The organism is Streptomyces sp. NPDC001492, from assembly GCF_053597275.1.
Map to the genome: position 1 here is coordinate 48,809 of NZ_JBSFHW010000048.1, position 22,592 is coordinate 71,400.

18 protein-coding genes and 1 pseudogene are annotated in these 22,592 nt (G+C 70.8%); 12 read left to right on the forward strand and 7 right to left on the reverse strand.

What is annotated here, in order from left to right; translation table 11 throughout:
• Nucleotide 1: 1 nt before the first annotated feature.
• Complete coding sequence (locus tag ACWC1K_RS41100; protein WP_450838282.1) at nucleotides 2–502, forward strand: hypothetical protein; 501 nt, start codon at nucleotides 2–4, stop codon at nucleotides 500–502.
• Nucleotides 503–577: 75 nt separating this feature from the next.
• On the opposite strand, the gene ACWC1K_RS41105 is transcribed toward ACWC1K_RS41100, so the two are convergent.
• The gene (locus tag ACWC1K_RS41105) at nucleotides 578–1,600 is read right to left on the reverse strand and encodes a Gfo/Idh/MocA family protein (RefSeq protein WP_450838283.1); all 1,023 of its coding nucleotides are present in this window, start codon (nucleotides 1,598–1,600) and stop codon (nucleotides 578–580) included.
• 117 nt (nucleotides 1,601–1,717) lie between these two features.
• On the opposite strand from ACWC1K_RS41105, the gene ACWC1K_RS41110 reads away from it, so the two are divergent.
• From ACWC1K_RS41110 to ACWC1K_RS41130, 5 genes are all read left to right on the forward strand, one after another.
• Nucleotides 1,718–2,467 (forward strand): GntR family transcriptional regulator, encoded by a 750-nt coding sequence (locus ACWC1K_RS41110; protein WP_450838316.1) that lies wholly within the window; start codon nucleotides 1,718–1,720, stop codon nucleotides 2,465–2,467.
• 141 nt (nucleotides 2,468–2,608) lie between these two features.
• Nucleotides 2,609–3,757: an ROK family glucokinase gene (locus tag ACWC1K_RS41115; protein ID WP_351468048.1), complete on the forward strand. Its 1,149-nt coding sequence runs from the start codon at nucleotides 2,609–2,611 to the stop codon at nucleotides 3,755–3,757.
• The gene (locus ACWC1K_RS41120; RefSeq protein WP_450838285.1) at nucleotides 3,754–4,335 is read left to right on the forward strand and encodes a sugar kinase; all 582 of its coding nucleotides are present in this window, start codon (nucleotides 3,754–3,756) and stop codon (nucleotides 4,333–4,335) included. The genes ACWC1K_RS41115 and ACWC1K_RS41120 overlap by 4 nt, the downstream gene beginning before the upstream one ends.
• 101 nt (nucleotides 4,336–4,436) lie before the next feature.
• Nucleotides 4,437–7,268 carry an SNF2-related protein gene (locus ACWC1K_RS41125; RefSeq protein ID WP_450838287.1) on the forward strand — a complete coding sequence of 944 codons (2,832 nt, stop codon included), beginning with the start codon at nucleotides 4,437–4,439 and terminating at the stop codon, nucleotides 7,266–7,268.
• Nucleotides 7,265–9,727: an SWIM zinc finger family protein gene (locus tag ACWC1K_RS41130; protein WP_450838288.1), complete on the forward strand. Its 2,463-nt coding sequence runs from the start codon at nucleotides 7,265–7,267 to the stop codon at nucleotides 9,725–9,727. The genes ACWC1K_RS41125 and ACWC1K_RS41130 overlap by 4 nt, the downstream gene beginning before the upstream one ends.
• Nucleotides 9,728–9,777: 50 nt before the next feature.
• Here the strand turns inward: ACWC1K_RS41130 and ACWC1K_RS41135 are convergent, their stop codons facing one another.
• From ACWC1K_RS41135 to ACWC1K_RS41150, 4 genes are all read right to left on the reverse strand, one after another.
• Nucleotides 9,778–10,986, reverse strand: a complete 1,209-nt coding sequence (locus ACWC1K_RS41135; protein ID WP_450838289.1) for a hypothetical protein — start codon at nucleotides 10,984–10,986, stop codon at nucleotides 9,778–9,780.
• Between the two features lie 260 nt (nucleotides 10,987–11,246).
• Complete coding sequence (gene rfbD, locus ACWC1K_RS41140; RefSeq protein WP_450838317.1) at nucleotides 11,247–12,095, reverse strand: dTDP-4-dehydrorhamnose reductase; 849 nt, start codon at nucleotides 12,093–12,095, stop codon at nucleotides 11,247–11,249.
• Nucleotides 12,096–12,127: 32 nt separating this feature from the next.
• On the reverse strand, nucleotides 12,128–13,114 hold the full coding sequence (rfbB, locus tag ACWC1K_RS41145) for a dTDP-glucose 4,6-dehydratase (RefSeq protein ID WP_450838291.1): 987 nt from the start codon (nucleotides 13,112–13,114) through the stop codon (nucleotides 12,128–12,130).
• On the reverse strand, nucleotides 13,111–14,178 hold the full coding sequence (locus ACWC1K_RS41150; protein ID WP_450838292.1) for a glucose-1-phosphate thymidylyltransferase: 1,068 nt from the start codon (nucleotides 14,176–14,178) through the stop codon (nucleotides 13,111–13,113). The genes rfbB and ACWC1K_RS41150 overlap by 4 nt, the downstream gene beginning before the upstream one ends.
• 226 nt (nucleotides 14,179–14,404) lie before the next feature.
• Between ACWC1K_RS41150 and ACWC1K_RS41155 the strand changes: the two genes are divergently transcribed.
• The 3 genes from ACWC1K_RS41155 to ACWC1K_RS41165 all read left to right on the forward strand — a co-directional run bounded on the left by ACWC1K_RS41155 (nucleotide 14,405) and on the right by ACWC1K_RS41165 (nucleotide 18,450).
• Nucleotides 14,405–16,405, forward strand: a complete 2,001-nt coding sequence (locus ACWC1K_RS41155; protein WP_450838294.1) for a glycosyltransferase family 2 protein — start codon at nucleotides 14,405–14,407, stop codon at nucleotides 16,403–16,405.
• A 32-nt stretch (nucleotides 16,406–16,437) separates the two neighbouring features.
• Nucleotides 16,438–17,043 carry a dTDP-4-dehydrorhamnose 3,5-epimerase gene (gene rfbC, locus ACWC1K_RS41160; protein WP_450838296.1) on the forward strand — a complete coding sequence of 202 codons (606 nt, stop codon included), beginning with the start codon at nucleotides 16,438–16,440 and terminating at the stop codon, nucleotides 17,041–17,043.
• A 144-nt stretch (nucleotides 17,044–17,187) separates the two neighbouring features.
• Nucleotides 17,188–18,450, forward strand: coding sequence for an alpha/beta hydrolase (locus ACWC1K_RS41165; protein ID WP_450838298.1), 1,263 nt, complete (start codon nucleotides 17,188–17,190; stop codon nucleotides 18,448–18,450).
• A gap of 450 nt (nucleotides 18,451–18,900) precedes the next feature.
• On the opposite strand, the gene ACWC1K_RS41170 is transcribed toward ACWC1K_RS41165, so the two are convergent.
• Complete coding sequence (locus tag ACWC1K_RS41170; RefSeq protein ID WP_450838300.1) at nucleotides 18,901–19,278, reverse strand: winged helix-turn-helix transcriptional regulator; 378 nt, start codon at nucleotides 19,276–19,278, stop codon at nucleotides 18,901–18,903.
• An 89-nt stretch (nucleotides 19,279–19,367) separates the two neighbouring features.
• Between ACWC1K_RS41170 and ACWC1K_RS41175 the strand changes: the two genes are divergently transcribed.
• The 3 genes and pseudogenes from ACWC1K_RS41175 to ACWC1K_RS41185 all read left to right on the forward strand — a co-directional run bounded on the left by ACWC1K_RS41175 (nucleotide 19,368) and on the right by ACWC1K_RS41185 (nucleotide 21,741).
• Complete coding sequence (locus ACWC1K_RS41175) at nucleotides 19,368–20,297, forward strand: NADP-dependent oxidoreductase (RefSeq protein ID WP_450838302.1); 930 nt, start codon at nucleotides 19,368–19,370, stop codon at nucleotides 20,295–20,297.
• A 170-nt stretch (nucleotides 20,298–20,467) separates the two neighbouring features.
• Nucleotides 20,468–21,405 (forward strand): annotated as a pseudogene (locus ACWC1K_RS41180) (tyrosine-type recombinase/integrase).
• A 207-nt stretch (nucleotides 21,406–21,612) separates the two neighbouring features.
• Entirely contained in the window at nucleotides 21,613–21,741 is a 129-nt protein-coding gene (locus ACWC1K_RS41185) for a hypothetical protein (RefSeq protein ID WP_450838304.1), read from the forward strand.
• Nucleotides 21,742–21,753: 12 nt separating this feature from the next.
• Here the strand turns inward: ACWC1K_RS41185 and ACWC1K_RS41190 are convergent, their stop codons facing one another.
• Entirely contained in the window at nucleotides 21,754–22,590 is an 837-nt protein-coding gene (locus ACWC1K_RS41190; protein WP_450838306.1) for an SDR family oxidoreductase, read from the reverse strand.
• Nucleotides 22,591–22,592: the final 2 nt, after the last annotated feature.

The following is a 22,592-nucleotide window of genomic DNA, read 5'->3' on the forward strand; positions in this document are numbered from 1 at the left end:
CGTGCTGCGCACCGCGGAGATCACCGCCGAGCTGACCGGACCGCTCGGCGGCGACGACTTCCACCATCTGCACTGGAGTTCCAAGCTGGAGTTCAGCGTGGACTGCTTCATCTGCGAGCGGACCGGCCGCACCACGGTCTACGAGCGCGGCGCCGAACGGGCGCTGTGCTCGGGCAGCCGCAGCGGTTTCCGCAGCCACTACACCGCCGGCCGGATCGCCGCGTACGACACGACCTCCGGTTCCGAGCGGCTCGCACTACGGGCCCTGGTGGACTTCTGGTGGGCCCCCTTCGAGGACGTGAGGGACAGCAGACGGGGAATGGCGCCCACCAGCCACCCCTGGGTGCGTCTGAACCTGCGCTACCACTGCCCGAAGACCAAGGAGTCGGGCACGACCAGCATCCAGACCAATCTGGTCCGGCCGTACGAACTGAGATGCGCCCACTGCGAGTCCCTCATGGCGACGGACGCCGCGGCCCCCGCGATACGCCTGCTCACCTGAACACCGACTCCACCCGCCCCGGAACCTCCGCAGGTCGGCCGGCGGCCGCCGGCCTGGTCCTCGGGCTGGGGCGGCTCACCTGAAGGCGGTCTCGGCCCGGCCCGGGATCTCTGCGAGTGCGACTTGTCTGCGCTCTCGCCGGGAGACCTCGCAGGCCTCGGCGATGCGCAGCGCCTGGAGGGCCTCGCGACCGTCGCAGGGGTTGGGGCGCCGGCCGAGGACGACCTCGACGAATGCGGCCAGCTCGGCCTCGTAGGCAGGTCCGAAGCGCTCAAGGAAGCCGGACCACGGCTTGTCCGCCGCCGGGGGCCCGGTCGGCTCCGTGGACGCGATCGGCGTGCGGTCGTCCAGACCGACGACGATCTGGTCGAGCTCCCCGGCCAGCTCCATGCGGACGTCGTAGCCGGCGCCGTTCAGCCGCGTCGCCGTGGCCGTGGCGAGGGTGCCGTCGTCGAGCGTGAGCAGCGCGGCCCCCGTGTCCACGTCACCGGCCTCCCGGAACATCGGCGGCCCGGCGTCGGACCCGGCCGCGTACACCTCGACGACCTCGTGTCCCGTCACCCAGCGCAGCGCGTCGAAGTCGTGGATCAACGCGTCCCGGTACAGCCCGCCGGACAGCCGCAGCCACCCGGGAGCGGGAGGAACCTGGTCGGAGGTCACCGCCCGTACGGTGTGCAGCCGCCCGAGCCGGCCCGAGAGCACCGCGTCGCGTGCGCCCGTGTAGCCCGCGTCGAAGCGGCGCTGGAACCCCATCTGCAGAATCGTCCCGGCCGCCTCGACCTCGCTGATGGCGTGCAGGGTTCCGGGCAGATCCAGCGCTATGGGCTTCTCGCAGAACACCGGGAGCCCCGAGCGTGCTGCCCGACCGATCAGTTCGGCGTGGGCCGACGTCGCCGTTGTGATCACCACGGCGTCCACGCCCCACTTGAAGATCTCGTCGACCCCCGGCGCAGCCGTCTCCCCGAGGCGGAGCGCGAGCTCCTGGGCCCGCGCCGGATCCACATCCGTGAGGATCAGCGACCCCACCTCGCGGTTGCGGCTGAGCGTGTTCGCATGGATGGTGCCGATCCGGCCCGTACCGATGACCCCGATGCGCATGAAAACAAAGTGAGGGTTCAGTGCGTACGCTGTCAATGCATATGTCCGGACAATCGAACTACACAACTTCCCGTCAACAACTCGTGGAGCTACGCTCGCCCCGTGCCGAAACCAGAAGTGGACCCGACCGCGTCGCTCGAGCTCCGTGTGGACCGGAGCTCTCCGGTGCCGTTGTACTTCCAGCTGTCCCAGCAGCTCGAAGCGGCGATCGAGCACGGAGCGCTCACCCCCGGCAGCCTGCTGGGCAACGAGATCGAGCTGGCCGCACGGCTCGGCCTGTCCCGGCCCACGGTCCGCCAGGCCATCCAGTCCCTCGTCGAGAAGGGCCTCCTGGTGCGCCGCCGCGGCGTGGGCACGCAGGTCGTGCACAGCCAGGTCAAGCGCCCCCTGGAGCTCTCCAGCCTCTACGACGACCTGGAGGCGGCCGGCCAGCGCCCCGCCACCAAGGTGCTCGTCAACAAGGTCGTACCCGCGACCGCCGAGGTCGCCGCGGCCCTCAATGTGGCCGAGGACAGCGACGTCCACCGCGTGGAGCGCCTGCGGCTGGCCCACGGAGAGCCGATGGCCCACCTGTGCAACTTCATCCCGCCGGGCCTGCTCGACCTGGACACCGCCCAGCTGGAGGCCACCGGCCTGTACCGCATGATGCGCGCCGCCGGGATCACCCTGCACAGCGCCCGCCAGACGATCGGCGCCCGCGCCGCCACGGCCGCCGAGGCCGAGCGCCTCGCCGAAACCGAGGGCGCCCCCCTGCTCACCATGCAGCGCGTCACGTTCGACGACACGGGCCGCGCGGTCGAGTACGGCACCCACACATACCGCCCGACGCGCTACTCGTTCGAGTTCCAGCTGCTCGTACGGTCCTGAGGGGCCGGAGGCCGGGGCCGGTCCCGGTTCGTCGCAATGTCAGGACAAACCGGTCGGGTCTGCGGACTTCGCCACACACGGCGCCCCCCTGTGCTCCCCAGCACAGCACCCTTACCCACGGTGAGGCAGAATCGGGCCTTGATGAGCACCTACGGCAACTTCACCGCCCCCATAGGGTCCAGGCGTGCCCCCGCGCTCCGTACCGTCGGCACACGGGAGCGCCGCTCGCACCTGACCGCACCCCGCGTGCCCACGGTCGGCATCGACATCGGCGGCACAAAAGTGATGGCGGGCGTCGTCGACGCCGACGGAAACATCCTGGAGAAGCTCCGCACGGAGACCCCGGACAAGTCCAAGAGCCCCAAGGTCGTCGAGGACACCATCGTCGAACTGGTCCTGGACCTCTCCGACCGGCACGACGTGCACGCGGTCGGCATCGGCGCGGCCGGCTGGGTCGACGCCGACCGCAACCGCGTCCTGTTCGCCCCTCACCTGTCCTGGCGCAACGAGCCCCTGCGGGACCGGATCGCGGGCCGCCTCGCGGTCCCGGTCCTGGTGGACAACGACGCCAACACCGCCGCCTGGGCCGAGTGGCGCTTCGGCGCGGGCCGCGGCGAGGACCACCTCGTCATGATCACGCTGGGCACCGGCATCGGTGGTGCGATCCTGGAGGACGGCCAGGTCAAGCGGGGCAAGTACGGCGTCGCGGGTGAGTTCGGCCATATGCAGGTCGTGCCCGGCGGCCACCGCTGCCCGTGCGGCAACCGCGGCTGCTGGGAGCAGTACAGCTCCGGCAACGCGCTGGTCCGCGAGGCCAAGGAACTGGCCGCCGCCGACTCCCCGGTGGCGTACGGGATCATCGAGCACGTCAAGGGCAACATCGCCGACATCACCGGCCCGATGATCACCGAGCTGGCCCGCGAGGGCGACGCGATGTGCATCGAGCTGCTCCAGGACATCGGGCAGTGGCTCGGTGTCGGCATCGCGAACCTGGCGGCCGCCCTGGACCCGTCCTGCTTCGTGATCGGCGGCGGTGTCTCGGCCGCCGACGACCTGCTGATCGGCCCCGCGCGGGACGCCTTCAAGCGTCAGCTCACCGGCCGCGGCTACCGCCCCGAGGCCCGTATCGCCCGCGCCCAGCTCGGCCCCGAGGCCGGCATGGTCGGCGCCGCCGACCTCGCCCGCCTGGTCGCCCGCCGCTTCCGCCGTGCCAACCGGCGCCGGGTCGAGCGGCACGAGCGCTACGGGCGGTATCTGGAGACCCGCCGCTCCACCAGGGACACCGCATGACCGCCTCGCTGCCGCGCCAGGCCCTGCCCCCGGACGAGCCGCGGAAGCCGGCCGAGGACCGCCGGCACAAGATCCGCCGCAGGGCGCTCACCCTGCTCATCATCGTGCTGCTCATCGGCGTCCCGGCCGGCTACCTGGCGATCTCCGCCAGCCAGAGCCGCGACAGCGGCAAGGACAAGGAGGCCAAGTACGCGGCGACCGGCCTGACCAAGGGCTGGCCGTCGAAGGTGCAGCGCCGCCTCTACCAGGTGCCGATGCCGCACCCCTCGGGCAAGGTCGCGAGCTACGAGACGAACAACTGGAAGACCAGCCGTCTCTACGTCCAGTTCCAGACCCCCCTGCGCAACCTCGACGTCTTCCTCCACGACATGGGCGTCACCCGCGCCGATCTGAAGCGGGGCGACATCACCATCAGCGCACGCGACCAGAAGATCACCGGCTGGGACTTCACCAGCCCGGGCCCCTGGTACGGCCTGGTCCACGAGCAGAAGGCACCCAAGCCCACCCAGTACGTCATGATGAGCCTCGGGAACAGGAACAACCCGTTCTTCTACGTCGTCTCCCGTACGGTTCCCTGACGCGGCCGGCCTCGGCGCGGCCGCCGGAGCCGATTGTCAGACCCCGCCCGTAGAGTCGAAGACGTCTGATCCGACTCACGGGACGGGAGGTGACAGGTCGTATGAGCGACACCGCTGCGGTGGCCGCGCGAGCGGGGGAGCAGGGCGCGGGGGAGTCCGTGCCCGTCGGGCTTGCGGCCGTCTTCCTGCCCGCCCCGCTGCCCAGGGACGGCCGGATCGCCTTCTGGGATCCCGAGGGCGGCCCACTGACCGCAGGGGACACCGAGCTCACGGTCGTACGACCGCATGGCGCGGGAGTACGGCGCAGGACCGCCCCCGCGCTCTCCCTCCCGGTCGGCGAGGCGCTGCCCCACCTCGTCCGTGCCCGCCGCGACCCGGCCGCCCACCCCGCCACCGCCTGCTGGGGCGCGGCCGCACTGCACGCGCTGCGGCTCATCGCCCGCGGACGCCTGCTGCCCGGTCTGACACCCACCGGACACGACGCCTGGCGGGCCGGCCCCCTGGACCCGGACGACATCGCACACATCCGGTCGGTCGCCGCGGCCCTGCCGTACGAGGGCCACGCCGTCCCGCTGCCCGGACCGGGCCCGCTCAGGCTGCCCGAGCCGGAGGCGCTGCTGCGCTCCTTCCTGGACGCGGTCGCCGACACCCTCCCGCGCACCCCCGCCGCACCGCACGCCTCCGGCAGGCCCTTCGCCGACCGCCGCCCGCAGCGCCTGCCCGAGGCCCACGACTGGGCCGCCGAGGTCGCCGCCGGCATGGACGCGGGCGTGCGCATCTCGCTCCGCCTCGACCTGTCGGCGTACGAGCTGTTCGACCGGGACGAGGGCGTGCGCACCGCGGGCGCCGCGATCGTCCAGGTGCACAGCCTCGCCGACCCCACGCTGATCACCGACGCGGCGGCCCTGTGGGCGGGCGAGGCGGACGCGGCGTTCGGCCCCCGCGCCCGCGTGGACGCGGCCCTCGCCGTGCGGCGCGCGGCCCGGATCTGGCCGCCGCTGGACCGGCTCTCCGAGCAGGACGTGCCCGACGTCCTGCCGCTGTACGACGAGGAGCTCGGCGAACTGCTCGGCGTGGCGGCGACCCGGCTCGCGGCCGCCGGGGTCGCCGTGCACTGGCCCCGGGACCTGGCCCAGGACCTGAGCGCCGCCGCGGTGGTCCGGCCCGCTCCGGGCTCCGCGACCGACGGCACCGGCTTCTTCGAGAGCGAGGAACTCCTCCAGTTCCGCTGGCAGTTGGCGCTCGGCGGCGACCCGCTCAGCGAGGCCGAGATGGACGCGCTGGCCGAGGCTCACCGTCCGGTGGTGCGGCTGCGGGACCGCTGGGTCCTGGTCGACCCCGCCCTGGTCCGCAAGGCCCGCAAGCGCGAACTGGGCCTGCTCGACCCGGTGGACGCGCTCTCGGTCGCGCTCAGCGGCAGTGCGGAGGTGGACGGCGAGACGGTCGAGGCGGTACCGGTCGGCGCCCTGGCGGCCCTGCGTGACCGTCTGACGGCCGGGGTACGTCCCGCCGAACCGCCCCCGGAGCTGCACGCCACCCTCCGCGACTACCAACTCCGGGGTCTGGCCTGGCTGGACCTCATGACCTCCCTCGGCCTGGGCGGCTGCCTCGCCGACGACATGGGACTCGGCAAGACGATCACGCTCATCGCGCTGCACCTCAAGCGCGCCCGCAGCGAGCCGACCCTGGTCGTCTGCCCCGCCTCCCTGCTCGGCAACTGGCAGCGGGAGATCACCCGCTTCGCGCCCGGCGTCCCCGTCCGCCGCTTCCACGGCCCGGACCGCACCCTGGACGACCTGACCGGCGGCTTCGTCCTGACCACCTACGGCACGATGCGGACGACGGCACCACGACTGGCCGAGCAGCGCTGGGGCATGGTCGTCGCGGACGAGGCGCAGCACGTGAAGAACCCGTACTCGGCGACGGCGAAGGCCCTGCGCACCATCCCGTCCCCCGCGCGCGTGGCCCTCACCGGCACCCCCGTGGAGAACAACCTCTCCGAACTCTGGGCCCTGCTCGACTGGACGACACCGGGACTCCTCGGCCCCCTGAAAGCCTTCCGCGCCCGGCACGCGCGCGCCGTGGAGAACGGCGAGGACGAGGAGGCGGTGACCCGCCTGGCCCGTCTGGTCCGCCCCTTCCTCCTGCGCCGCAAGAAGTCCGACCCCGGCATCGTCCCGGAGCTGCCGCCCAAGACGGAGACGGACCACCCGGTGCCGCTCACCCGTGAACAGGCGGCCCTTTACGAGGCGGTGGTGCGGGAGTCCATGCTGGCCATCGAGACCTCGGACGGCATCGCACGCCGGGGCCTGGTGCTCAAGCTGCTCGGTGCGCTGAAGCAGATCTGCGACCACCCCGCGCTGTATCTCAAGGAGGAGGCCGCCCAGGGCGAACGGCTGCTCGCGCGTTCCGGCAAACTCGCCCTCCTGGACGAGCTGTTGGACACCCTGTTGGCGGAGGACGGTTCGGCACTCGTCTTCACCCAGTACGTGGGGATGGCCCGCCTGATCACCGCGCATCTGGCCTCCCGGGCGGTCCCGGTGGACCTGCTCCACGGCGGCACACCGGTACCGGAGCGCGAACGGATGGTGGACCGCTTCCAGGGCGGTGCGACCCCCGTACTGGTGCTGTCGTTGAAGGCGGCGGGCACCGGCCTGAACCTGACCCGCGCGGGCCATGTCATCCACTTCGACCGCTGGTGGAACCCGGCGGTCGAGGAACAGGCCACCGACCGCGCCTATCGCATCGGCCAGACCCAGCCGGTCCAGGTCCACCGCCTCATCACCGAGGGCACGGTCGAGGACCGCATCGCCGAAATGCTGGAGTCCAAGCGGGCGTTGGCCGACGCCATCCTCGGTTCCGGCGAGTCGGCCCTCACCGAACTGACCGACCGCGAACTCACCGACCTGGTCACCCTCCGGAGGCCGACATGACCCCGGGCCCGGCCGACGAGGCCCGCCGGGCCCTGAGGGAGGCACGGGAGCACGGCACGGAGAACCGTGGCGCACCGGAGCGGGGGAGGGGCGCGGGACACGAACCGGCGTCCAAGCGGGGTGCGGCACAGGAGCCGGGGCCGGCCGGGCAGGCAGCACAGGAGCCGGTGGCGGGGAACGCCCCCGGGGACGACCAGCCTTCCGAGCGGCCCCAGGTACCGGAGGGCGCGGAGGCAAGGCCCGCCGACGCCGCCCGCGCGGCGCTGCGCCGAGCAGTCTCCGCCAGACGCGACGCGGACGCCGCGGGCCGGACCACGCACGCCGTGTCCGGCGCCCCTGACTCGGCGGGGCCGGTGTCGGAGACCGCGGTCGGGGACACGCCGGAGATGCCGTCAGGTGGGGGCGGGTTCGCGGACGCCGTGGCGTCGGGCGCCGGGGCGGGAGGTTTCGGGGGAGGTGCTTCGGGTGTTGCGTCCGGTGGGGGAGCAGACGCGGATGGGGTCCCTCCGGCGGTAGGGACTGGCCGAGTTGACGGTGGTGGAGGTGCTCCGGGGTGCAGCACGGACGGTGCCGTCCCCGGCCCGCCGCCGGACGACGCGGCGGTCGGTGTGTCGCCCATGGGCACACCGGGCGGCGACGCGGCAGCCACCGCGGAGCGCCAGGGTGAGGCGCCGGGTTCCGTGCTGCCGGATGCGGATAGTGCATCGGCGGGTGGCGAGTCTGCGGGTGAGTGGCCCCGTGCCGGTGCGCGGCCCGCTGATGTCGCTCGTGAGGCGTTGCGGGCCGCGCGGGCGGAGTTGCGTGAGGCTCGGGTGGACGCCGAGCGTGCCGTGGGCGACACCGGGCGTCGGTCGCGGCGGGCGTCGGCGGCCGATCGAAGTCGCGGTGGTGCGCCTCGCCGGGCTGCCGGTGTCCAGGCCCGGGATCTGAAGGAGTTGCTTGCCGGCGCCTTCCACATGCCTCCCACGGCGGCCGGTCCAGGAGAGGTCCCGGACGACAACCCCCCTGCACGGGAGGCGAATTCGAACCCCCGGACGCCCACCTCCGATGAAGGCCCGCAGACAGCCGGGCCCGCCGAGCCCTTCGCCGAAGTCCAGAGTCTTGGCACCGCCCGCTCCGCCCCGCCCCCCTTCCCCGGCGAATCCCCGACCGGCCCCACGGCCTCCCGCCCCCACTCCATGGCCGCCCCCGGCCGGGACAGCGAATTGCGCCGTACCTTCCCCGCGTTCGCGCCCCGCGCCACCCGTTCCCCGGCCTCCGCCGCCGACGCCCGCTTCGCGGAGACATGGTGGGGCAATGCCTGGGTCACGGCCTTGGAGGAGGGTGCGCTGGACGCCAAGCGGCTGGCGCGTGGCCGGAGTTACGCCGAGCAGGGCCATGTGGACGCCATCACGGTGACGCCCGGACTCGTGCTCGCGTATGTGCAGGGCAGCCGCCCGCGCCCGTACCGCGTGCAGGTGCGGCTGCGTACGCTGGAGGACGCCGACTGGGCGCGGTTCCTGGACGCCGCCGCCGAGCGGCCCGGGCACATCGCGGCGCTGCTCGACAAGGAGCTGCCCCAGGGTCTCGCCGACTGCGGAGTGCCGTTGCTGCCGGGCCCGCGCGACCTCGACCCGCACTGCAGCTGCCCCGATCGCGGCCACCCCTGCAAGCACGCCGCCGCACTCTGCTACCAGACGGCACGCCTGCTCGACGCCGACCCCTTCGTACTGCTCCTGCTGCGCGGCCGCGGGGAACGCGAGCTGCTCGACGCGCTCTCCCGCCTGAGCGCCACGCGCGCGGCCCGCGCCGCCCAGGAGCAGGAACCGGCCCCGCTTCCCGGCGTCCGCGCCACGGAAGCCCTCACGCCCCGCCGACTACCGCCGCTCCCGGCCCCGTTGCCCGTCCCACCGCACCCCGAGCAGCCCCCGGTCTACCCGGCGGCCCCGGGCGGCCCCGACCCCTTCGCGCTGGACCAGCTGGCGACCGACGCCGCTGCCCGGGCCCACGCACTGCTCAGCACCGGCCGTGACCCGGTGGCGGAGCTGACGCTGTGGCAGGACGCCGTCCGGCTCGCCGCCGCCCGCCCCGGCTCCGGCCTCACCGCCGGCACCCGCGCCCTCTACGCCTCGCTCGCCTCGGCCGCCGGCCGCACCCCCGCCGAGCTGGCCCGAGCGGTCGCCGCCTGGCGGCAGGGCGGCCTCGAAGGCCTCGCCGTCCTGGAGGAACCCTGGGACCCGCCCGCCGGACGCTTCGACCGCGCCCGCCCCCTTCTCCTCGCCGCCGACCTCCCCGCCTTCAGACCCTGGCGCAACCACCTCACCCACCCCCGCGGCCACGTCCAGCTCCGCCTCGGCCGCGACGGCCTGTGGTACGCCTACGAGTCGGAGCCGGGCCATGACGACTGGTGGCCCCGTGGCACTCCGGACCTCGACCCGGTGGGTGCCCTCACGGGCCTGGGCACCCCGAACGACCTCTGAGCGCAGCCGCACACGGGGTCATCGCACGGCCCTGCGTAACCGCCCTGCCGTCACAGAGCCCGATGGGAGACGGTGAGCAGGTAGGTGCCGTAGAAGAGGGACACGACGGCCAGGGCGGTGAGCAGGATGACCAGGGTGCGCAGACTGCTGCGTGCCAGATGCCGGGCGAGCGGGAGCAGCAGCGGAAAGGCCGGCAGCAGGAATCTCGGCTTGCTGCTGAAGAAGTGGGCGCCGCCGACCGCCATCACGATGAGGACCGCGCAGTAGGCGACCAGGGCCAGGGGCATCCTGTTCAGGACGCAGAAGACGAACAGCAGCAGAAAGCCGAGGACGATCGCGGCGGTGGCATAGACGGCGAGGACGTCGTGCCCCACGATCAGGTGCTTGAACGTGCGGGCGGTGTAGCGGCCGAAGTCGAACTTCGAGCCCCACAGGCTCTGTACGTGGAAGTAGCCGAGGGGGTCGTGGGTCCGGAGCCCCACCCAGCCGATGTAGCCCAGCCATCCGAGGGGAGCCACGGCGGCGGCCGCCCAGGCGCGTGGCGCGGTGGGCGCACCGGCGCGGTGCAGCTGCCAGAGATGAACGACGGCGCCGGTGACCACGGCGGCCGCCACGGCAAGGCCGTTGGGACGGCACAGCCCGGCCGGCACCGCCAGCGTTCCCGCGGTCAGCCAGCGGCGGGTCAGTACCGCGTAGAGCGCCCAGGCCGCGAAGGCGGTCATGACGGGCTCGGTGTACGCCATCGTCAGGATGATCGCGTGCGGCAGCAGCGCCCACAACGCCACGAGGAGGATCCCGACGCGTCGTCCGTGCAGCAGCTCACCGACCGCGTACACGCCCCAGGCCGCTGCCAGGGCGGCGGTCCATGCGATGAGCAGCGCCACGTTGACCGGGCCGATCGGCAGCACCGTGTCCACTGCGCGGATCAGCCCCGGGAAGAGCGGGAAGAACGCCAGGTCGTTCCAGACGGCGTGGCCGCCCTTGGGATGGACGATCAGGCCGTAGCCGTACTGGGAGATGTGCCAGTACCAGTGGCCGTCCCATTCCAGGCCGGCCACGCTTCGCGGGTGCCTGCCGAGGTGGAGCGACCACAAGGTCGCCATGATCACCCCGGCCAGCCGCACGGAGACGAACAACGTCAGTGCCGGCAGTGCCTTTCCCAACTCCCCACGCCACGGCTGCCGCTGAGGGAGCGGATCGAGTCTCGGCGCGAACCGCCGCATGAGCGTGTTGCTCGTCTGCGTGGGGCTGTCGCCCATTTTTCGACCTCCTTCGCTGCCCTGCATGAGGGAGCGACCGGACGCCGGGTTCCAATGATGAGAAATCTCTTACTTCGTGAGAATCAGCGAAATTCACGGTGAGAACGGGCGGCAACGTTGAGGTGTCCCGCGCACCACATGTGCATGAAAGCCAGGAATCAGCGGGGCGGTGCCGCCGTGGAGCTGCAGAAGGGCGGAGTGGCCGAGATCAGCGAAGGATCCCGGCCACCCCGCCCGTTCAAGGGGAGTTGGACGGCGGCTTACGGCCGCTCGGCCGCCAGCAGCGCCGGAAACGCTTCCTGCAGGGCCTCGCGCCACTCGCGGATCGGCTCGATCCCGGCGGCTGCCCAGCGGTCGTGACCGAGGACGCTGTAGGCCGGTCGGGGGGCCGGGCGGACGTAGGCGGCGCTGGTGGTGGGGCGGACCCGCTCGGGGTCCGCGCCGAGCAGCCGGAAGATCTCCCGGGTGAGGCCGAACCAGGTGGTCTCGCCGCCGCTGGTGCCGTGGTAGATGCCCGCCGGAGCGGTACCCGCCAGCGCCGAGTGCCCGAGGCGGACCAGCCGGTCGGCGAGGTCGACCGTCCAAGTGGGCTGGCCGCGCTGGTCGTCGACCACGTCGAGAGCGTCCTTGACGGCCTCCAGCTTGATCATCGTGCGGACGAAATTGCCGCCGCCCGCCCCGTACAGCCATGCCGTGCGCACCACGTAGCCCGCGTCCGGGAGTGCGGTCAGCACCGCCTGCTCACCGGCCAGCTTGGTGCGGCCGTAGGCGCTGCGCGGGGCCGTCGGGGCGTCCTCCGCGTACGGAGAGGCGCCGTCGCCCGCGAAGACGTAGTCCGTGGAGACCTGGAGCAGCCTGGCGCCGGTCTTGGCGCAGGCCGCGGCCAGGTTGCGGGGACCGTCGCCGTTGATCCGCAGCGCCTCGGCCTCCCGGGTCTCCGCGTCGTCGACGGCGGTCCAGGCGGCGCAGTTGACCACCACGTCCGGCTGGTGTTCCGCGACGGCGCCGTGCACCGCCACCGGGTCCGTGATGTCGAGGTCCCCCCGGGCCAGGCCGACGCTCCGCACGCCGTCGGCCGCGAGGCGGGCCAGCAGGTCCTTGCCGAGCATTCCGCCCGCGCCGGTGATCAGCCAGGTGGAGGTCACAGCGCCGCCCGCTCCTTCAGGGGCTCCCACCAGGCGCGGTTGTCGCGGTACCAGGCGACGGTCTCCGCGAGGCCGGTGGCGAAGTCCTTGCGGGGTTCGTAGCCGAGCTCCTCGCGGATCTTCGTGCAGTCCACGGAGTAGCGGCGGTCGTGGCCCTTGCGATCGGCGACGTACTCGACGCTGGTGTCCCAGTCGGCGCCGCAGGCCTCCAGCAGCAGTCCGGTGAGCTCCTTGTTGGAGAGTTCGGTGCCACCGCCGATGTTGTAGACCTCGCCCGGGCGGCCCTTGGTGCGCACCAGCTCGATGCCCTGGACGTGGTCGTCGATGTGCAGCCAGTCGCGGACGTTGCCGCCGTCGCCGTACAGCGGGACCTTCTTGCCGTCCAGCAGGTTCGTGATGAACAGCGGGATGACCTTCTCCGGGAAGTGGTGGTGCCCGTAGTTGTTGGAGCAGCGGGTGACGCGGACGTCGAGGCCGTGGGTGCGGTGGTACGACAGGGCGATCAGGTCGCTGGACGCCTTGGCCGAGGAATACGGCGAGTTGGGCTGCAGCGGGTGGGTCTCGGGCCAGGAGCCCTCGTCGATGGAGCCGTAGACCTCGTCGGTGGAGATGTGCACGAAGGTCTTGATGCCGGCCCGGTGCGCGGCGTCGATGAGGGTGTGCGTGCCGACGACGTTGGTGCGGACGAACTCCGCGCCGCCGTCGATGGAGCGGTCCACGTGCGACTCGGCGGCGAAGTGCACCACCTGGTCGTGTTCGGCCATCAGTTTGCCGACCAGGTCCGGGTCGCAGATGTCGCCCTGGACGAAGGCGAAGCCGGGGTGGGCGCGTACCTCGTCGAGATTGGCTGGATTTCCCGCGTAGGTGAGCTTGTCCAGGACGGTTGTCGCCACGTCCCCCGGCCCCTCGGGGCCGAGCAGCGTACGGACGTAGTGGGAGCCGATGAAACCGGCGCCGCCGGTCACCAGGATTCTCGTAGTCATGAGGAAATCTGTACCTTGCTGTGGTCGCCGAGGACGAGTCGGTGGGCTGCGGGATTGCGGGGCGCGGGGGTGACCTGGACGTTCCGGCCGATCAGCGAGGTCTCGATCCGCCGTACGCCGGTGATGGACGAGTCGCGCAGGACGATGGAGTACTCGATCTCGCTGTCGTCGATCCGGCAGTCCTCGGAGATGGAGGTGAAGGGGCCGATGTACGAGTCGCTGATCACCGATCCGGGGCCGATGACGGCGGGGCCGACGATGCGCGAACCGCGGACCTCTGCACCGGCGTCGATCTGCACGCGGCCGATGATCTCGCTGGAGTCGTCGACGTCGCCCTGGACGCGGGGCTCGAGCGTCTCCAGGACGGAGCGGTTGACCTCCAGCATGTCGGCGACGTTCCCGGTGTCCTTCCAGTAGCCGGAGATGGTCGTCGAGCGGACGTCCTTGCGCTGGTCGATCAGCCACTGGATGGCGTGGGTGATCTCCAGCTCGCCGCGCCAGGAGGGCTCGATGCTGCGGACGGCCTCGTGGATCGCGGGCGTGAAGAGATACACACCGACCAGCGCGAGGTCGCTCTTGGGCTGCTTCGGCTTCTCCTCCAGTCCCTTCACCCGGCCGCTCTCGTCGAGCTCGGCGACACCGAAGGACGTGGGGTTGGGCACCCGGGTCAGCAGGATCTGGGCGTCGGGGTGTTCCGTGCGGAACTCGTCGACGAGGCCCGTGATGCCGCCGACGATGAAATTGTCACCGAGGTACATGACGAAGTCGTCGTCGCCCAGGAAGTCGCGCGCGATGAGCACGGCGTGCGCGAGGCCGAGCGGCTTTTCCTGCGGAATATAGGTGACGTCGATCCCCAGCTTGGAGCCGTCGCCCACGGCTTCCCGGATCTCCTCGGCGGTGTCGCCGACGATGATTCCGACATCCGTGATGCCGGCGTCGGCGATCGCCTCGAGCCCGTAGAAGAGAACGGGCTTGTTGGCGACGGGTACCAGCTGCTTCGCCGATGTGTGGGTTATCGGACGCAGGCGGGTGCCCGATCCACCGGAGAGTACGAGTGCCTTCATGGGCGGGATTCTAGCCGGGGTCCTGTTAAATGACGTACCGAGCGTTCCTGCACCGTTCTCGAGGCCATTCCGGGAGTTTTTTTGATCGATTTACACCATGGACTTTCAGTTTTCATAACCGAGGCTTACCTGATACCTCTACTCTTCGCCGAGCGCTTACCGGGCGGCGTCGTGCGCCGGAGGTGGCGCGGGTGACTCCCCAGCAACCGAGGCGGAAAGAAGGCGCATGCCCATCAAGGTGAGCGTGGTCATCCCGGTATACAACCCGGGCCACTACATCGAGGACTGCATAGCCTCCCTTCTGCGTCAGAGCCTGCCGGACGACGAGTACGAAGCGATCTTCGTCAACGACGGTTCCACCGACGAGACCCCCGAGCGTCTGGACCGGCTCGCCGCCGAGTACCCGCACATGCACGTCATTCACCAGGAGCCCTCGGGCTGGTCGGGCAAGCCGCGCAACACCGGTATCGCCGCCGCCCAGGGCGAGTTCATCCAGTTCGTGGACAACGACGACTGGCTGGGCGACGAAGCGCTCGAGCGCATGTACAACTACGGCGTGGAGAACGGCGCCGACGTGATCGTGGGGAAGATGGCCGGCAAGGGCCGCCCGGTCCCGCGGGAGCTGTTCCGCAAGAACCGGCCGCAGGCGAACGTCGCGAACGCGCCGCTGATCGACAGTCTCACCCCGCACAAGATGTTCCGGAAGGCGTTCCTGGACAAGCACAACCTCCGCTACCTGGAGGGGCGCCGCCGTCTGGAGGACCACGTCTTCGTCACCGAGGCCTATCTGCGGGCCGAGAACGTCGCCGTTCTCAGCGACTACCTGTGCTACTACCACGTCAAGCGCGAGGACGCCTCCAACGCGGGCTTCCAGCGATTCGACCCGGTCGGCTATTTCAAGAACCTCCGTGAGGCCCTCGACGTCGTCGAGGAACTCACCGAGCCCGGTCCGCTGCGCGACCGGCTCTTCCGCCGCTGGCTGCGCAACGAAATGGTCGAGCGGATGCGCGGACAGCGGCTGCTCAAGCTGCCCGCCGACTACCGCCGGGAACTGTTCGACGAGATCCACAAGGTGGTCGTCGAACGCTTCGGACCCTCAGTCGCGGCCGGTATGCCGCCCACGCACCAGATCGTGGCCGGCCTGATCGCGGCCGACCGGCTCCCCGACCTGGAGGAGTTCGCCCGGTGGGAGTCGGAGATCAAGCCCTCCGGCGTCCTCGAGAACCTCGGCTGGGAGAACGGCAGGCTGACGATCGGTTTCACCGCCGAGTACACGTCGGGCGGTGAGCCCGTCGCCTTCCGTGCCGACGACGAGAAGGACCTGCTCGTTCCGCCGCTGCCTCAGGCCGCCCTGGAGGCCCTCGCCCTGCTCGGTGCCGACACCTCCGCCCCGCTGGGCCAGTCCAAGGCGGACCTCGTCGTGCGGGAGCGCGCGACGGCCGCGGAGTTCTTCCAGCCCGTCGAGCTCACCCGGGAGAAGGTCGCCGTGGCGGGCCGGGACGGCTGTTTCCGGCAGCTGCTGCACGCCACCTCGCGGGTCGACCCGCTGTCGGCGGCCAACGGCGCCGCACTGGATGCGGGCATCTGGGACGTCCTCATCCGCATCAATTCCTGCGGGTGGACCAAGGAGACCCGCCTGGGTTCGGTACGCAGCGAGGAGGCCGGGCGCGGACGTACCGGTGCGGTCGTCGGCTCCCCGGCCCACCTGGTCCTGCCGTACTGGACCGACCCGCACGGCAACCTCTCGCTCGACATCGGCCGGAAGACCAACCGGATCTCGTACGAGTTCTCCGGTCTCACCGCCGCCGACGCCACCGTGACAACGGGCCCCGACCGCCTCACCGTTGCCCTGCCCCTCCACGTCCGGGGCGAGAGCGGGGTGACCCTGAAGCTGACGGACCTCGCGACCAGCCGTTCGGCCGACCTCCCCGCCACCCTGGCGGCCCGTGCGACCGGCGGGGCCGAGCTGAGCGCCGGACTCCCGCTCGATGAGCTGACGGGCGGCCAGTGGCGGCTGGAGCTGATCCTGCCGTCGTCCGGCGCCGGCAAGCCGGTGGCGCTCCCGCTGGCGCTCGAGGTCCCCGCGAGGGGTGGTGCCGAGGTCAAACCCGTCCCGGCCGCCGACCTGGCCAGGGAGCCCGGGCGGCGCAGGTCCGCCGCTCGCCCGGCGAGGCCGACGTTCCTGCGCCGCGCGGCGGGCAGACTCCGTCGGGCTCTGAAGAAGTAACCGAACCGAACGACGCGAACTAGGATCGATACGTGCGACCACTGGGCATTGACGGCGCTTGGGTACTGGAGCCCAAGGTCTTCCCCGACGACCGCGGCAGCTTCCACGAGTGGTTCCGCGGCGCCGAGTTCCGCGAGGCGACCGGCCAGGACCTCCATCTGGCGCAGGCCAACTGCTCCGTCTCCAGACGGGGCACCCTGCGCGGCATCCACTTCGCCGACGTTCCGCCGAGCCAGGCCAAGTACGTCAAGTGCGTACGCGGCGCGGTCCTCGACGTCGTCGTCGACATCCGTGTCGGATCGCCGACGTACAAGCAGTGGGAGGCCGTCCGGCTCGACGACGAGACCCATCACGCCGTCTATCTGTCCGAGGGCCTCGGCCACGCCTTCTTCGCTCTGACGGACGAAGCGACCGTGGTTTATCTCTGTTCCGAGGGTTACGCCCCCGAGCGTGAGCACGGTATCCATCCGCTCGACCCGGATCTCGCCATAGAGTGGCCGGCCGGTGTGGAGCCGCTGTTGTCCCCGAAGGACGAGCAGGCGCCGACCCTCGCCGAGGCGGAGGCCCAGGGTCTGCTCCCGGCGTATGAGGACTGCGTCACATACCGCAGGTCCCTCCGAACGGCTGACGGCTCCTGACCTCCGTTGACGGTCTTTCCGGGAAAACAAGAAAGAGGTATGGGCTTTGTCCCATTAGCGTTTCTTGGGGAACGCGGAAGGGTCCGCAACCCTCCTCCTGGGTGACGGAAAAACCACGGGCAAGGAAACCGGGGACTGAGTGGCATGGGTTTGACCAGCGAGACGACTGTGTACGTGATGGCGGCCGTGGCCGCCATTTGTGTGGCGCTGTTGGTCTGGCTGTGGCCACGGCTCGCCAAGCAGGGCGTCTGGCAGGTACTCGGACGGCTGGCGGCCGTCGGAGTGGCCCAGGTGACGATCCTCGCGGCCTTCGCGTGCTGGCTGAACTCGTCGTACCAGTTCTTCGGATCGTGGGGCGAGCTCTTCGGCAACGTCGACACCGCGCCCGTCGGTGTCACCCAGGCGGGCGGGAACAACGACGGCGGGGCCATCACCGGCGTCTCCGTGAAGGGCGCCCTCATACAGCCCAACGGCACCGAGCAGCTGAACCGGGTCAGCGGACTGCCCACCGGCCCCGCAGCGGTGAACGGGCGAGTCGAGTCCGTGAAGGTCATCGGCCGCCGCACCGGTGTCGTCGACCCCGCCTTCGTGTACCTGCCGCCGCAGTACTTCCAGAAGGCGTACCACCGGCAGCGCTTCCCGGTGATCGTCGCGCTCAGCGGCTACCCCGGCAGCATCTTCAACCTCGCGCAGTACCTGCGGGTGTCGCAGACCGCCGGAGAACTGCAGAAGACCGGCCAGATGCAGCCGACCATCATGGTGATGATCCGTCCGACGATCGCTCCGCCGCGCGACACCGAGTGCGTGAACGTTCCTGGCGGACCGCAGACCGAGACCTTCCTGGCCAAGGACCTGCCGGACGCCCTGAAGTCCACCTACCGGGTGGGCCACGACGCCACCGCCTGGGGCGTCATGGGTTACTCCTCCGGCGGCACCTGCGCCCTGCAGCTGACGATGCGCAACCCGCACGTGTACACGACGGCAGGTGCCCTTTCACCCGACTACAGGATCAAGGACGACCCCACGACCGGCAACCTGTTCGGCAGCGGACTGGGCCGCGTCAACCGGATCAACGGGCACGACCTGATGTGGCGGCTCAAGCACCTTCCCGCCCCGCAGGTCTCCGTCCTGGTCGCCGACAGCAAGAGCGGCGAGCGGGGCTACCCCGAGACGCTGGCCTTCATCAAGGCGGTCAAGGCGCCCATGCGGGTGGTGTCGATCCTGCCCGACCACGGCAGCCACAACTTCCCGACCTGGGTACGGGAGATGCCGGCCACCCTGAAGTGGATGAACCAGCAGCTGACCTTCCCCCAGGACGTCGTGCCCCGGCACCTCAAGAAGCCGGGCCACACCTCGGTGCGTGCCTCGGGCCAGGAGCCCTCGGAGACCCCCACCCGGCGCAGGTGACGCAAGGCCGCTCCTCTCGCCCTGCACAACGTGGGGTGAGAGGTCGGTGGGAAGAGGGGGTTGAGGAACATCGGAACGAAAACCGGCGCTAAGGATCTGTCGGCCCTGGTGGGCGGCTGACGGAGTATCGACGGCAGGACCCGTCTGAAGTCGTTCCGCAGATAACGCCCTATTATCTGCGGGAGCTTGGTTCGTCACCTGCGATGACGTTGTCCGGGCCGTACGTGAAGCGGCCCTGTTATCTGCGGCAAGGGGGAAGCGGTGCCCACCGTCGTGCAACTGCCGGCCGGGAAGACTGTCCCGTCTCACTCAGTCGAGTCGCTTTCTCAACGAAGCGAGTCGTTCGTCCTTCTGTCTCATCGAACCTAGTCGCACGGCTGAGCGCTGGGGGCGGCTGGATGGCTGTACCAGCTGGGGTGGGTCTAGAGGGGGCTGTCCCTGGCAGGAGCCTCAGTCGCTGTGGGTGACCGGTTCGAGGTCAGTGTCGAGCGCGTCGAGCACTGCATCGCCGTTTGCCCTGGCCCATTCGGTCAGCGTGTGGATCGGATCGATCAGCGTCGCTCCGAGCGGGGTGAGCTCGTACTCGACGCGGGGCGGCACCTCGGCGTAGGCATGGCGGCTGATGAGTCCGTGCGCCTCGAGCCGTCGGAGCGTCTGGGTGAGCATCTTGCGGGAGATGCCGCCGATCAGCTCGATCAGCTTGCCATGGCGCACCGGGCCCTCGCTGAGGCCGGCGAGCACGACCACCGTCCACTTGTCGGCGATCAGCTCGACCGCCAGGCGCGCCGGACAGTCGGCAAGAAAGGGATCACCGGGACGACCGCTCATGGCGCCAAAGGTACCGGCGCCTCAGGTACCGGTTGGTTCCTATCGGAAACCTAGCCTGGGTTCTCTTCCCTTCCCAAGCCAGGAGAGTCATGCGAGTCATCACCCAGCAGACGCTCGGCGGTCCCGAAGTGCTCACCATCGTGGACGCGCCCGAGCCCCAGCCCCTCCCGACCGAAGTTCTCGTCCGTGTCAAGGCGATCGGGCTGAACCCGCTGGAGGCGCGCCTGCGCGCCGGCGAGTTCCCGCTGATCGGCCAGCCGCCGTTCATCCTCGGCTGGGACATCAGCGGCGTGATCGAGGAGGCCCCGCAGACGTGGCGGTTCAGGCCCGGCGACGAGGTGTTCGGGATGCCGCTGTTCCCGCGGGCGGCGAGCGCGTACGCCGAGGTCGTGTCGGCGCCGGCGTTGCACCTGGTACGCAAGCCGGCTTCGCTCTCGCACGTTGAAGCCTCTGCGCTTCCGATCGTCGGGCTGACGGCGTGGCAGGGGCTTGTCGACCTCGCCGGCGTCAGCAAGGGCGATCGCGTCCTGGTCCACGGCGGTGGCGGAGGGGTTGGCCACGTCGCGATCCAGATCGCGAAAGCCCTTGGCGCGCACGTGATCACGACCGCCAGCGGGAGCAAGCGGGAGTTCGTCGAGGCGTTCGGCGCCGATGAAGTGATCGACTACATGGCGGTCGACTTCACCAACGAGGTCCGTGACATCGACGTCGTGCTCGACACGATCGGCGGCGACACCGTCGAGCGGTCCCTTGGAGTGCTCCGCCCTGGCGGTCACCTGGTGACGGCAACCGCCGAGGACGACCCGGACCTCATCGCCAAGTACGAGGCGGCGGGCATGCGCTTCAGCGGTATCGCGGTCGACCCCGACCGGGTCGCCCTGCGCGGACTCGTCGACCTCGTCGAACAGGGAAAGCTCCGGGTCCACGTGCAGGAGACGTTCCCGTTCGAGCGCGTCGCCGACGCGCACCGACTGCTCGACGGCGGTCACCTTCAGGGCAAGCTCGTCCTCACCGTCTGACCCCGTCGTGAGGCCTCGCGTGAGAGAGGCTTCGCTGAGATGCCCTCTGAGTCCTACGGGCCTCTGCGGCCTTTCGTCTCAACGAACCGAGTCGATCTGTCTCATCAAACTCAGTCCACGCAGGTCACCGTCATGCGGATGACTAACTTCGTTGAGACAGGACAAAGACGTTGACCGTCCGTGCGGCGGCGGACGCCTTCCTCGACTCGCTCGGCAACCCGAACACGGTCCGAAGCTACTCGACCAGCGTCGGCAAGACGGCCGAGCGGATCGGTGAGGGCCGCCCGCTCGGGTCGGTCGCGGACGACGAGATCGGCGAGGCCCTGGAGCTGCTGTGGGGCACCGCGGCGGTCAACACTTGGAACGCGCGTCGGGCGTCGGTGTTGTCGTGGCTGGGCTGGTGCGAGGAACACGGCTACGACGGGCCGTCCGTCCCGGCCTGGGCGACGCGGCTGGCGGTGCCAGACTCCGAGACCCCGGCCCGCTCAAAGATAGCCGTGGACCGGCTGATCGCCCGGCGCGAGGTACATCTTCGGGAGAAGACGCTGTGGCGGATGCTCTATGAGACCGCCGGGCGGGCGGAGGAGATCCTCGGTGTGAACATCGAGGACCTGGACTTCGCCGGCGCCGCTGCCAGGTCAAGGCCAAGGGCGCCCGGAGCAAGGCCCGACGCCGCGGCCAAGCGCGCGAGGACTTCGTGCTGGAGACCGTTTACTGGGACGCCGGCACCGCCCGGCTCCTACCCCGCCTGCTGCGAGGCCGGACCCGGGGCCCGGTGTTCGTCACCCACCGCCGCCCCGGCCCGGGGAAGGTGGTCAGTCCGCGCGACGTGTGCCCGGACACCGGCCTCGCCCGGCTCTCCTACGGTCAGGCCCGAGCCCTGCTGGACGAGCACACCGCCGTGCGCGGGCCGGGCACCGGCTGGGACCTGCACGAGTACCGCCATTCCGCCCTGACCCAGCTCGGCGAGCAGGGGGCTTCCCTGCTGATGCTGATGGCGAAGTCGCGGCACAAGAAGCCGGAGAACGTCCGTCGCTACTTCAAGCCGTCCCCCGAGGCGATCTCGGAGCTGACCAGCCTGCTTGCCCCCGGCGACGCGCGCCGCTGACCCTGCTGTCAGCGGTGTGCCCTACCGTGGAACCACACCACGGCCAGACGCGTACCGCCGTTCGCCGCCGCTCTGAGCGCCCACGCCGCCAGGGGCACAGTCGGCCATGGTCCACCGAGGCCCGCGCCGGTCGAGTCGGCTCCCAGCGTCGCCGCCGAACTGGCCCGCCGGATCGCACTGATCACGTCCAACGTCGACGGGCGGCAGATGCTGGCCGTCTCCTGGGTCGACCACCTCAGCGCAGAGGGCGGCCGGGCGATCATCGCGGAGCACCGTGCGGCATACGTCGCCGAGTACGGCGGACCCGTGTGGTCACTCATCGTCGGCGGCTACTGACGCGGGCTTCGGTCACCGGGCGGTTGTGGCCGCCACTGAGTGGGCGACGTCGCGATGAGCCTCGTGTTCGGCGAGCCGGCCGGTGAGGGCGGCGCGGACGTCTTCGTAGGTGTCGGGGCCGAGCGGGAGGCGGAGCGGGGTCGCGCCGGAGTCGACAAGGTCGATCATCGCCTGCGTGAGCTTCTCTGCGCTGTTGGGCACCGGGAAGAGGCCGCCGAGGAACGCCTGCCGGGTGTCGGCCGCGGGGGTGTTCTCGTATGCGGGCAGGGGCGGTGCGATGTCCAGGGACGTGCCGAAATTGGTGGGGGTCGCGCCCGGCTCGATGATGGTCAGGGCCAGGCCGAACGGCGCGATCTCGCGGGCGGCGGTCTCGCAGAACCCCTCGATCCCCCACTTGGCGGCGTGGTAGTAGCCGAGGCTGGGGTAGGTCGCCTGACCGCCCGCGGTGGACACCTGCAGGATGCGGCCTCGGCCCTGGGCGCGCAGGTGCGGGAGGGCGGCACGGATGACCTGGATCGAGCCGAGCAGGTTGGTGTCGATGACGCGGCCGATCTGCTCATCGGACGCCTCCTCGACGGACGCGAGAAGGCCGTAGCCGGCGTTGTTGACGACGACGTCGATCGTGCCGAGGGCCTTGAACGCCTCGCCGACGACGCGACGCACTCGCTCGGTGTCGGTGACGTCGAGCTGGGCGGTCCAGAGCCGGTCGCCGTGTTCGGCGAGGAGGTCATCGAGGGCCTCGGGCCGGCGGAGGGTGGCGGCGACGCGGTCGCCGCGGGCCAGCAGGCGTTCGGTGAGCAGTCGCCCGATGCCGGAGGAGGTGCCGGTGATGAACCAGGTGGTGGTCATGG